This is a genomic window from Mesorhizobium sp. WSM4906, assembly GCF_029674625.1.
Lineage (GTDB): Bacteria > Pseudomonadota > Alphaproteobacteria > Rhizobiales > Rhizobiaceae > Mesorhizobium.
The window spans coordinates 5,794,751-5,806,753 of sequence record NZ_CP121355.1 but is presented as its reverse complement, the minus strand read 5'-3'; the positions used below and the strand labels follow the sequence as shown (position 1 = coordinate 5,806,753).

The 12,003-nt window shown below is 62.4% G+C and carries 11 protein-coding genes; 7 read left to right on the top strand and 4 right to left on the bottom strand.

The window, feature by feature from the left end:
• Positions 1-29: 29 nt before the first annotated feature.
• A complete protein-coding gene (locus tag QAZ22_RS28205; RefSeq protein ID WP_278204148.1) occupies positions 30-1,334 on the bottom strand; it encodes a divalent metal cation transporter in 1,305 nt (434 codons plus the stop codon).
• Positions 1,335-1,527: 193 nt separating this feature from the next.
• On the opposite strand from QAZ22_RS28205, the gene ftsH reads away from it, so the two are divergent.
• Positions 1,528-3,366: an ATP-dependent zinc metalloprotease FtsH gene (gene ftsH / locus QAZ22_RS28200; protein WP_278204146.1), complete on the top strand. Its 1,839-nt coding sequence runs from the start codon at positions 1,528-1,530 to the stop codon at positions 3,364-3,366.
• 157 nt (positions 3,367-3,523) lie between these two features.
• On the opposite strand, the gene QAZ22_RS28195 is transcribed toward ftsH, so the two are convergent.
• Both QAZ22_RS28195 and QAZ22_RS28190 read right to left on the bottom strand, forming a co-directional pair.
• Positions 3,524-4,351, bottom strand: a complete 828-nt coding sequence (locus tag QAZ22_RS28195) for a universal stress protein (RefSeq protein ID WP_278204144.1) — start codon at positions 4,349-4,351, stop codon at positions 3,524-3,526.
• Between the two features lie 97 nt (positions 4,352-4,448).
• Positions 4,449-4,982 (bottom strand): flavin reductase family protein, encoded by a 534-nt coding sequence (locus QAZ22_RS28190; protein ID WP_278204142.1) that lies wholly within the window; start codon positions 4,980-4,982, stop codon positions 4,449-4,451.
• Between the two features lie 408 nt (positions 4,983-5,390).
• On the opposite strand from QAZ22_RS28190, the gene QAZ22_RS28185 reads away from it, so the two are divergent.
• The 6 genes from QAZ22_RS28185 to QAZ22_RS28160 all read left to right on the top strand — a co-directional run bounded on the left by QAZ22_RS28185 (position 5,391) and on the right by QAZ22_RS28160 (position 10,354).
• Entirely contained in the window at positions 5,391-5,774 is a 384-nt protein-coding gene (locus QAZ22_RS28185) for a phasin family protein (protein WP_278204140.1), read from the top strand.
• A gap of 118 nt (positions 5,775-5,892) precedes the next feature.
• Positions 5,893-7,659, top strand: a complete 1,767-nt coding sequence (locus tag QAZ22_RS28180; RefSeq protein WP_278204139.1) for an alpha/beta fold hydrolase — start codon at positions 5,893-5,895, stop codon at positions 7,657-7,659.
• A 63-nt stretch (positions 7,660-7,722) separates the two neighbouring features.
• Positions 7,723-8,049: a cytochrome c gene (locus QAZ22_RS28175; protein WP_278073533.1), complete on the top strand. Its 327-nt coding sequence runs from the start codon at positions 7,723-7,725 to the stop codon at positions 8,047-8,049.
• 87 nt (positions 8,050-8,136) lie between these two features.
• Positions 8,137-8,562, top strand: a complete 426-nt coding sequence (locus QAZ22_RS28170) for a DUF3775 domain-containing protein (protein WP_278073216.1) — start codon at positions 8,137-8,139, stop codon at positions 8,560-8,562.
• A gap of 73 nt (positions 8,563-8,635) precedes the next feature.
• Entirely contained in the window at positions 8,636-9,463 is an 828-nt protein-coding gene (locus QAZ22_RS28165; protein ID WP_278204136.1) for a universal stress protein, read from the top strand.
• Between the two features lie 54 nt (positions 9,464-9,517).
• Complete coding sequence (locus QAZ22_RS28160) at positions 9,518-10,354, top strand: universal stress protein (protein ID WP_278204134.1); 837 nt, start codon at positions 9,518-9,520, stop codon at positions 10,352-10,354.
• A gap of 26 nt (positions 10,355-10,380) precedes the next feature.
• Here QAZ22_RS28160 and groL read toward each other — a convergent pair whose 3' ends face one another.
• Positions 10,381-12,003, bottom strand: a complete 1,623-nt coding sequence (gene groL / locus QAZ22_RS28155) for a chaperonin GroEL (protein WP_278204132.1) — start codon at positions 12,001-12,003, stop codon at positions 10,381-10,383.

Sequence of the window (12,003 nt, the reverse complement as noted above, 5' to 3'; positions counted from 1 at the left end):
GCCAGGCCTGGCGCTTCGGGAACCTGATCCTAGCTGGGAAAAAGCATCATGATCGACGCTCCCGCCATGAGCGCTGTTGCAATCCAGCCGAGAATGATGATCGGCCGGCTGGAAGTGAAAGGCCCCATGACGGATCGGCTTGAAGCGAGCAATATGACCACCACCATGAGCGGCACCGCTACAACGCCGTTGATGACGGCGCTCCAGAACAGGGCCTTCATCGGGCTGATGGGAAGATATTGGATGGCCAGCCCTGCAAGGACGCTTACTGCGATGACGCCATAGAAGCCGCGGGCATCGCTGGCCTTGAGCTCAAGGCCTTCTTGCCATCCCATGGCTTCCGCCAGCGCGTATGCCGCCGAGCCCGCCAGGACGGGCACGCCGATCAATCCAACGCCCAGTATCCCGGCTGCAAAAAGCACAAAGGCCAAATCGCCTGCCAGCGGCCGCAGGGCGCTTGCCGCCTGCGCGGCGGTTTCGATGTTTGTCACGCCCGCGGCGTTGAGCGTTGCCGCGGTCGCCAGGATGATGAAATAGGATGTCAGATCCGAGTAGAACATGCCGCTCCAGGTATCCCAGCGCAACCGGCGGAATTCGCGCTCGGATGGCGTCGCCTCCTCGAGGAGCGATCGTGCGCCTTTCATCTCCTCGACCTCCTCGGAAGCCTGCCAAAAGAAGAGGTAGGGACTGATCGTCGTGCCGAAGATGGCAACCGCCACGGTGGCTGTGTCGGCATTAAGCGTCAGCTTGGGCCACACGGTGCGAAGGGCCACCTCGCTCCATGGCACGTGCACCGTGAAGAGCACGGCGGCGTAGGCGAGAAGCGATAACGTCAGCCATTTGAGGAAGCTGACATAGCGATGATACGGAACGAACACTTGCAGGACCAGCGTGGCGAGCGTGAAGAACAGCGTGGCCAGATGCCTGTTTACACCGGTGACAAGCTCCGCGACCTCTCCCATGGCCGCAATGTCGGCGGCAATGTTCAGCGTGTTCGCCGCCAGAAGCAGCACAACGACGAATCTAAGCACGACCGGCGGGAACGACGCCTTTATATTGGCGGCAAGCCCCTTGCCTGTAACCCGGCCGATGCGGCCGCACATCGACTGGACCGCAGCCATCAGCGGAAAGCAAAGCGGCATAGTCCAAAGCATGTTGAGACCGAATTGCGCGCCCGCCTGCGAGTAGGTCGCAATTCCGCTCGGATCGTCGTCGGCCACGCCGGTGATCAAACCCGGACCGACACGAGCGAGAGGATGTTCTCTCAGCCGGCCGATCAGACCCCTCAATTTGGCGGAGACGGGGGCTTCTTTGATATTCTGGTCGACGTTCATGGCTGTGGCTTCGCTTGGGCTGCCGAGGCGGCGAGCTGCCACAGCGCTACATCGTCAAGCGCGGATCTCCTTGACTTCGCTCAAAGTCTGGAAGGCGCGGCACGGCTAGGCTTCTGAAGCGGCCGAGAAGCAACCGAACCGTCGACGCCTGCCGATCCGCCGCCGAAGCAGCACGACCCCGCCGGAGACAGGCATGGACAAGAAGCATAGTTTCAACATCGGCTACTTCATCTTCGCGCTGGTCCTGGTCGGCCTGTTTCAGGTCTGGCTCGGTTGGCGGGACGTCGCGCAGCTCCCTTACAGCGACGTCATGAGGATGGTCGGCGAGGGCAAGGTCGCCTCGGTGACGCTGACCGAAACGACCATCCAAGGCCAGTTCAAGGAGCCGCAGGGCGGCAAAAGCCTTTTTGTCGCCGCACGCGTCGATCCGGCTTCGGCCGAAGTCTTCGAGAGGGCCGGCGTGAAGGTGTCGGGCGGCACCGACAGCAATTGGCTGACGACCATATTGTCGTGGATCCTGCCGGCGCTGCTCTTCTTCGGCTTCTGGATGTTTCTTTTTCGCGGCTTCGCCGAACGGCAAGGCATGGGCGGACTGATCAACATCGGCAAGTCCAAGGCCAAGGTCTATGTCGAGAGGCAGACCGGCGTGACCTTCGACGATATCGCCGGCGTCGACGAGGCCAAGCTCGAGCTCAAGGAAATCGTCTCCTTCCTGGAGGACAAGGACAAATATGGCCGGCTTGGCGCGCGTATCCCCAAGGGCACTCTCCTGGTAGGGCCGCCTGGCACCGGCAAGACATTGATGGCGCGCGCGGTGGCGGGCGAGGCGGGCGTGCCCTTCTTCTCGATCTCCGGTTCCGAGTTCGTCGAGATGTTCGTCGGCGTCGGCGCCGCACGTGTTCGAGATCTGTTCGAGCAGGCAAGGCAGGCCGCGCCATGCATCATCTTCATCGACGAGCTGGACGCGCTCGGGCGGGCGCGCAGCCCTTTCGCGGGCTATGGCGGGGCTGACGAGAAGGAGCAGACGCTGAACCAGCTCCTGTCGGAGTTGGATGGGTTCGATCCCCGCATCGGCATTGTGCTTCTTGCCGCAACCAATCGGCCGGAAATTCTCGATCCGGCGCTAACCCGCGCCGGCCGCTTCGATCGCCAGGTGGTGATAGACCGGCCCGACCGGAAGGGACGCCAGGCCATCCTCAAGGTCCATGTCCGCAGCGTTGCGGTGGCGCCGGGCGTGGACATCGGCGAGGTGGCAGGCATCACGCCGGGGTTCACGGGCGCCGACCTCGCCAATCTCGTCAATGAAGCCGCGATCTTCGCCACCCGGCGCAATGCCGACAAGGTGACGATGGATGATTTCACCAACGCGGTGGAACGTATCGTCGCCGGTTCCGAGCGCAAGAGCAGGCTGCTCAATCCGGCGGAGCGCGAGAGAGTCGCGTATCACGAAATGGGACATGCGCTTGCGGCAGCCGCGCTTCTCAAGACGGATCCCGTGCACAAGGTGTCGATCATCCCGCGCTCGATCGGCGCGCTCGGCTACACCATGCAGCGCCCGACCGACGATCGGTTCCTGATCACCCAGGGCGAACTGAGGGAGCGGATGATCGCCCTTCTGGCAGGCCGGGCAGCGGAAGATATCGTCTATGGCGAGGTCTCGACCGGGGCCGCCGATGATCTGGCCAAGGCAACGGATGTGGCGCGCCAAAGCGTCACGCGGTTCGGCATGAGCCCGTCCTTGGGACAGGCCGTTCTCGAGGAAGAGAAGCAACAGTGGCTGGGAGACGGGTCACTGCGCAGGCGCGATTATTCCGAGGCCACCGCTCGCGAAGTCGATCTCGCAATCCGCCAGATGCTCGACGAAGCCTTCGCGGCGGCGCAGGACCTGCTCCGATCCCGGATGGCCGACCTGAAGGCCGGGGCCAGTCTCCTTCTCGAGCGCGAGACGATAACGCCTAACGATTTCCCGCCTCTGCGTCGCGCGATCATGATTGCTCCTCCTGCCAAGAAGGTGGCGGTGGCACCGGCGTAACGAGCGATAAACGCCGCGGCGACGAAGTCTGCCGCGGCGCAATCTGATCCGCACCCGCCACTGTTACCTTTGGTTTTTGCGGTTGCTGCCGCGATGCGACCAATGACGATGGAGCGATTTCATGCGGCACGCGCACTCAGCCAAGACCAAACCGGCATCAGCTCGACATCAGCCGGTTGAGCCAGACCTCGTCGAGCAGCGAACGGGTAACGCCGCCGAACACCCATTCCCTCACACGACTATGTCCGTAGGCGCCCGACACGACCAGTTCGGCGCTGACCGAGGCGAGGAAATCGATGAGGCGGTTGGCCTCGTCATCGTCCGTCTTGATGATTTCGGTCCGCGCCCTGATGCCGTGGCCCGCCAGGAAGCTCGCCGTGTCCTTGACGCCGTCCCTGATCCAATCGTCCGGATTGTGATCGACCGCCACGATGGTGACCTCGTTGGCCATGGTCATCAGCGGCACCGCGTCTGCCACTGCGCGCCTCGCTTCGCGCGTGTCCTTCCAGGCGATTACGACCTTGCCTGTCGGCAGAGCCGTGGCTCCATCGGCCGCAACCAGCACCGGTCTGCCGGCGCGCAACACCAGGCTGCCAGGATCGGCCGTGCGGTAGGAATCGCCCGTGGATGCGCCCTGCGGGGCGCTGGTGACGATCAGGTCGGCGAGGCGTGAATTCCTGGCGAGGGCATGATCCGGGCTCTCGATCGCGCCGCGCCAATCGGTCTTGACCGCTCCGGCGACCAGACTGTCGAACTCGCCGCGCCGATCCTTCAGCCGTTGCCGGATTTCATCCCTCGACTGCTCCCAAATCTCCGCCGCAACGGCCGCGCCCTCGGGGGCCATCGTCACCGGCAGTGGAGCATCGGCGCCGCAGAAGCCGATCAGGCGTGCGTCAAAACGTTTAGCAAGGTCGATAGCGATCCGCGTCAGCGGTTCAATCGACCCATCTATGCCCAAGTTCAGGAGAATGGATTTGTAGCTCATCGGACGCGCTTTCGATCTGAATGTCTTCGACGCGCCGGAAGCTAGCTTATGGGCAGGACCTTACCTTGATGCCGATCAAAAAGTGCCTCCCAAGCCGTCAAGGCATACGGGATTCGAAATGGATCACTTCGCCATCCACAATGAAGGCGCCGTTGCCGATGTGATGGATTGTTCTCGGCCTCGGCCGCCCCGGATCGATCCAGGCTTTGACAACCTCCAGGACGAACAGATTGTATCTGTTGACCAGGCGCGTATCGACGACGCGGCATTCGAGATTGGCGAAGCATTCGGCCACCAGCGGCGCCGACACCTGCTCGGCTCGTAGCGGCGTCAGCCAGGTCGTCGCGAATTTGTCCGTGTCGCGACCGGAGCAGTTGCCGACCTTGACGACCTTCTCCGCGAGCTCGACAGCGGGGATCGCGATCACGCATTCCTTCGTTTCCCGCAATGCGGCGAACGAGAAGTCGTCGCTCGACACGACGCAGGCGAGCGTCGGTGGCGTAAACTCCATCATCATGTGCCAGGACATGGTCATCACATTCGCGCGGCCTTGCCTGGACCTGGTCGTCAGCAGAACGACCGGACCGGGTTCGATGAGCCGATATACGTCGGCAAGCGGCAGTTCCTTCATCTCCCGTTCCTCGCTGCGCATCCGCAACACTTGTTCTGGTCGACTTGTCGCCGCCAATGCCCGTCTTCGCCTTGATCACGGTCAAAAGCTGCGAAGCGGGTCGGGGATGAGGCGGTGCTCGAAGCGGCATGGCAAGCGATTTCCGATTGATCACGATCAATGCCGGTTTGAACCGGTCCTGCGATTTTCGAGCAGGACCAACGAGGGGCTCATAGTGTCAGCGGAAGACATTCTCCTTTGGGGCGCCGTGCTCTGCCTCGCCTTTCTCGCTGGAGCCGCGATCTATTTCGAGCCGCCTTCGTCCAAGAGAGGCGGGCGCCCGTCGGTCGGCTATCGCTTCGAACGCCGCTCGCGGTCTCGCCAGCCGAAAACAAGACATTGAATCCAAGAGCGAAAGGAAAAAACGTCATGATCTGGAATGCAGAAGAATTTCGCGCACCGGAGTTGCTCCCCTTCGCCAAAACCGGACAGAAATTCATGCGAGCCACCGTCACTCTGCAGGCGCATTCTGTCCGTGCCCTCCTGCGCTGCCAGATCGAAGGCGCATCCTTCCTCAAGCGGCGGTTCGAGGATGACCTGAAACTCCTCGATAAACTGACCGGCGGCGACGAATTCGTCGATGCCTTCGACGTGTTCGCGAACTTTGTCCAGAATGCCACTTCCGACTATGCGAACGAGGTCGGCAAGTTCGCTTCCATCGGCGCCAAATTTGCCTCGGAAACGGCCGGGCGGGTTCGGAAGGAGGCAGAAACGACCGTCGACGACATGGCCGCGGCAACCCTTGCGACCTGAAATGTTGCGACCAGGAAAGAGCAAGCGGAGCCCGACCGCTGATCGGTCCTTCGTCTTGAACGCTCGCGCCAAGGCGGAGAAGCGGCGGACGCTGCGGAAATCCGGGCATGATGAGGCTGTGACCGCGGTCGGTGACCCCGCGCTGCCACTGCCGGACGATGAAGCCGGGAGCATCTATCGCGATGTCGATCGGCTCTCGCATGCGTTGCTGGCGGCCTTCACCGCAGGCATTTCGCCGATCAGCCTCCTGCAAGCTTGGCAGGACTGGCTGCTGCACATGTCCGCATCACCGGGCAAGCAAGGGGAGGTCTGCGCCAAAGCGGTCGAAAAGGTCGCGAGGTTGAGTGATTTTCTTTTCCGCTGCGGGCTCGGAATGGGAGCCGCTGCGCCAACGATCATGCCCTTGCCGCAAGACAGAAGGTTCCAGCACCAGTCGTGGCAGGCCTTCCCCTTCAACGCCATGCAGCAAGCCTTCCTGCTTTCCCAGCAATGGTGGCACAATGCGACCACCGGCCTCCCCGGCGTTACCAGGAAGCATGAGCGGTTGGTCGAGTTCTACAGCCGGCAAATCCTGGACACGGTCTCACCGTCCAATTGCCCCGTGCTCAATCCCGAGGTCATCGACAGGACCGTTCGGGAAAACGGCACCAATTTCGTCAGCGGCGCCAATAACCTGGTCGACGACCTGCTTCGCCTGATCGACGGCAGGCCGCCGACCGGTGCGGAGAGCTTTCGGCCCGGCATGGAAGTCGCCGTCACGCCCGGCGAGGTCGTCTTCCGCAACGAACTGATCGAGCTCATTCGCTTTGCCCCCATGACAGGCGCGGTGAAGGAGGAGCCGATCCTCATCGTCCCGGCCTGGATCATGAAATACTACATTCTCGATCTTTCGCCGCGCAATTCGCTCGTTCGCTATCTCGTCCAGAGCGGCTTCACCGTCTTCTGCATATCCTGGCGCAATCCGGGTACCGATCAGAGCGGACTCTCATTGGACGACTACGGGCGTCTCGGCGTGATGGCGGCCATGGATGCAGTCGAGGAGGCGACCGGGAGCAGCCGGATCCACGGCGCGGGCTACTGCCTTGGCGGGACGCTGCTGTCGATTGCCGCGTCGGCAATGGCGCGCGACGGCGATCATCGGTTCGCCAGCCTGTCGCTTTTCGCGGCGCAGGTCGATTTCGAAGAACCAGGCGAACTCGGCCTCTTTATAGACGAAAGCCAGATCGCCCTGCTCGAGGACATGATGTGGGTCGAGGGCACCCTCGATCAGCGCCGCATGGCTGGCGCTTTCCAGATGCTTCGCTCGCAGGACCTTATCTGGTCACGCATCGTGCGCGAATATCTGCTCGGCGAGCGCGCTCCGATGACCGACCTGATGGCCTGGAATGCCGACTCGACCCGGATGCCGTTCCGCATGCAGTCGCAATATTTGCGGCAGCTTTACCTGGGCAACGATCTTGTCGAGGGGCGCTTTCGCGTCGGCGGCAGGCCGGTTCATCTGGAAGACATTGGGTCGCCGGTGTTCGCGGTCGGCACCGAGACGGATCACGTCGCGCCGTGGCGCTCGGTATTCAAGCTGACTTATCTCCTCGACACCGACATCGACTTCGTCCTGACCAGCGGTGGGCACAATGCGGGCATCGTTTCCGAGCCTGGCCACCCCGGTCGTTCCTACCGGCGGCTCAGTTGCCGCCACGCGGATATTCGTCCGGACGCGGATGAATGGGCGAAGAACGCGACCGTGACATACGGCTCCTGGTGGCCGGCCTGGGTTGAATGGTTGACGCGCTACTCCAGCCGCGAGGTCGCGGCCGACCGGTCCGACGCCGCAGCCGGCTTGAAGGCGATTTGTGCGGCACCTGGTACGTATGTCCTTGAGCGATAGAGCTTTTTCGACAGTTTGAGCCAGGTCAAGGCGCGGCGTCCATTCGTCGCGTATTGGTATGCCATGAAACGTCGAACAGCGTTCGAGATCCTGCCGTTGGCAGTCGCCTTCGCATTGCCTGCCTGGGCGGGCGATAATTCGCAGATTGCCTATGGCAAGAGGCTGGTCGAAACGAACTGCGCGCGCTGCCATGCAATTGGCTCGACCGGCGCGAGCACCCACCCTGATGCTCCGCCTTTTCGTTCATTGCACCTGCGCTATCCGATCGAAGACCTCCAGGAGGCCCTGGCGGAGGGAATTTCCACTGGCCACCCGGACATGCCCGAGTTCGTGGCCAGCCCTGATCAGATCGAGGCGATCATCGCCTATATCGGGAGCCTCGATCGATGATCGGGGCCATTCAGACCGGCATTCCAGGGCTTGGGCGACGCGCGATCGGCGGAAGAGAAAGCGCTTAAGACGAAGAGGAGATGTCGGATGAAACGCGGAATCGGAAGTGCGGACGCCGAGACGCCCGAGTTGGCAATTCCCGTCCGGAAAGTCTGCTTCATAATCGCCAAGGCACATGAGTTCGACGTCAAGGTTGCCGTTACCGAGCCTGATACGGGATCCAATCCCACGGACGACAACGAGGTTGCGGTGCTTCAGGACCATGACGATGATCCTGTGCGTGAAGAGCTTGGCTCGCTGATTTCGGAGCTCTCCATCGACGAGCAGGTCGACCTCGTGGCGTTGACGTGGCTCGGCAGGGATGACGGCCAGACGGCTGATTGGGAAGAGGTCCGCCAGCAGGCCGCCTACGCTCACAACAAACGCACGGCCCGCTATCTGTGCGGCAATCCGCTCCTGGGCGATCACCTCGAGGCCGGGCTCGATGCCCTCGGCCTGTCTTGCTCCGGCTGAGCCGAACTTGATGCGCATCAAAGCAAGAGGATTTCGACCGTGCTGATCTACCGGCCTGTCATGGAGTCCGGGCATGATCTACACGACAATACTGGTTCAACTCGACATCGATGCACCGGCGACGCCACGTCTCGTTTTCGCGCAGGAGATAGCGAGGAAATTCGAGGCCGATCTTATCGCCATGACGGCGGGCGAGCCCTCCACGCTGGTGTCGCCGAGCGAGTCCTCGCCGGACGTGGCGGAGGTTTTGCGTCGTCGGACCCTTGAACTCGAGGAGCGCATCAGGAAGCTCAAGGAGGAGTTCCTCGCCGTCGTCGGAAACAACGAGCGCGCATCATGGCGTGCCGAACTCGACGATCCCACGCGCGCGGTCGCCCTGCATGCGCGAGCGGCCGATCTGGTGATCACCGGCGCGCCGCCTGCCGCCGCCGCCGGCGACTTCCAAAGGACGATCGATCCGGGCGCATTGATTCTCTCCACGGGCAGGCCGGTTCTGTTTGCCGCCGACGATCTCAGCCTCCTTAAGGGTGACAAGGTGATGGTCGCCTGGAAGGATTGCCGCGAATCGCGGCGGGCATTGGTCGATGCGATGCCTTTCCTGCGCAATGCCAAGGAGGTGACGGTTTTCAGCGCTGCGGAGGAGGGGGCGCTCGTCGCGCGACATGGCACGGCCGATGTGGTGCGCTTCCTGATGAAACACGGTGTGCAGGCCCGCTCCGAGTTTCTGGAAAGCGACGGATCATCGGCCGGTGACGCCATTGTCATTGCGGCCGATCAAATCGGAGCCGATCTCATCGTGGCCGGTGGCTATGGCCATAGCCGGTTCCGGGAATGGGCCTTCGGAGGCGCAACGCGATCCCTGCTCAGATCGGGCTCATTCCACAGGCTGCTGTCGAACTGAACAGCAATGGCACCGATGTGCCTGCCGGTATATTCATCGAAGGAGATGAGGCCAATGCAGCTCTTGGCGTCTTTGTTCTTACCGACTTATCCGGACCCGCCCGGACCCAAGGTAGTGTCCAACGCGGTGGCGGTCGCCAGGCAGCTCGACGCCACGCTGGATGCGGCAGTCATCAACGTCGACATTCCAGATGTTTCGAACGCGTTGTCCGGCTTTCTGCTCGACCTTCCGGCCAAGATCCGAGAGGTCGAGGCTGCCAGCAGGAATCGTGGCAAGGCATTGCTGGAAGCGGCGGCGGCCGAGGCTTCGCGATGCAACGTGACCTTGACCAGGCAGCAGTTTAAAGCACAGCCGGCCCTGATGGGAGAGGCCGCCGCCGCTGAAGCACGCTACTTCGATCTTTGCATGGTAGGCTGGTCGCCGGACAATGACGCGGCCCGGATGACGGCCGAGGCGATCGTGTTCAGCTCGGGCCGGCCGGCTTTGATCCTTCCGGATGCGAAGGACATCGGGGTGCTTGGCCATGTCGTGATAGCCTGGGATGGCAGCCGCGTAGCCGCTCGTGCGGTCGCCGACGCCAGGCCGTTCCTTGAGCGGGCGTCGGCGATATCGATCGTTACCGTGACGGATGAGAAGACGCTGCCAAGGCAGGATATCGGTGAACGGCTTGCACAGGGGCTTGGGGCGCGCGGCTTGCGGGCGAAGGCGGCGTCTATCCAAACCGGCAAGGCTGAAATTGGGATTGCCCTCCAGGAACATGCCCTGAAGATCGGCGGCAGTCTGCTCGTCATGGGCGGATGGGGCCATTCTCGCCTGAGAGACTTTGTGCTCGGCGGAGCGACGGAAGACATTCTGTCGGATTTGCGCTTGCCGGTGTTGATGTCGCACTAAGTGTGTAGTCCCGGAGTGTCGGGGCCTTACATCGACATTTCCGGTTCGAGCGCGCGCTCCTTCGCCGGCTCCGCAATCTCGGTCATGGTCGCTTCCGTCAGGAGCAGCACGCTGGCGACTGAGACCGCATTCTCCAGCGCGATCCGCACGACCTTCGTCGGGTCGATGATGCCGGCCTCGACCAGGTCGACATATTCCTTGCGGCCGGCGTCGAAGCCGAAATTTCCCTTGCCTTCGGTCATCCTGGCGACGACGACGCCGCCGTCGACTGCCGAATTCTCGGCGATCTGGCGCACAGGCATTTCGAGCGCGCGCTTGAGGATCTGGACACCGGTTCGCTCGTCGCCTTCGCAACGCGCCTCTTCCTCCGTGACCGCGCCGATGCAGCGCAGCAAAGCCAGTCCGCCGCCAGGCACTATACCCTCGGCGACAGCCGCCTTGGTGGCGCTGATTGCATCGTCGAGAGCCTCTTTCTTCGATTTCATCTCGGCCTCGGTCGGCGCGCCAACCTTGATCACGGCCACGCCGCCGGCAAGCTTGGCGAGCCGCTCCTGAAGCTTCTCGCGATCATAGTCGCTGGTCGTATCGCCGATCTCTCGCCGAATTTGCTCGACGCGCCCTTTGATGGTCTTCTGGTCGCCGCTGCCGCCGATGATCGTGGTGTTGTCCTTGTCGACGACCACACGCTTCGCGCGCCCCAGCTGAGCCATCGTGACGTTCTCGAGCTTGAGGCCGATGTCCTCTGAAATGACCTGCCCGCCGGTCAGGATGGCGATGTCCTGCAGCATGGCCTTGCGGCGGTCGCCGAAGCCCGGCGCCTTCACGGCGCAATTCTTGAACGTACCGCGAATCTGATTGACGATCAGCGTGGCCAGTGCCTCGCCCTCGACGTCCTCCGCGATCACAAGCAAAGGCGAACCTGATTTCGCCACGGCCTCGAGCAGCTTGATGAGGTCGTTGAGCGAGGAGATTTTCTTTTCAACGATGAGCACGAGTGCGTCTTCCAGCACTGCTTCCATCTTGTCGGTGTCGGTGACGAAGTAGGGGGACAGGAAGCCGCGGTCGAATTGCATGCCTTCGACCACGTCGAGCACCGTCTCGGTGGTCTTCGATTCCTCTACAGTGATGACGCCTTCACCACCGACTTTCTCCATGGCCTCGCCGATCAGCTCGCCGATGAGCGGATCATTGTGCGCGGAGATCGTCGCCACCTGTTCCTTCTCGCGCCTGGTCGAGACCGGCCGCGATATCTGCTTGAGCGTCTCGATCGCGCGCTTTGTCGCACGGTCGAGACCGCGCTTGATGTCGATCGCGCTCGCGCCCGCGACGACGTTGCGAACGCCATCGGCGAACATCGCATGGGCGAGGATAGTCGACGTGCTGGTTCCGTCGCCGACCATGTCGCCGGTCTTCTCGGCCGCCTGCCTCAGCATCCGCGCGCCGAGATTTTCCTCCGCGTCCTTCAGGTCGAACTCCTTGGCGATCGTCACTCCGTCGTTGCAGACGATAGGCGCGCCCCATTTCTTCTCGATCAGCACCGACTTCGAGCGCGGACCGAGCGTCACCCGCACGGCGTCGGCAAGTTGGGTGGCGCCGCGAAGAATCTTTTCGCGTGCCGCTGAGCGGAACAACACCTGTTTGTGAGCCAT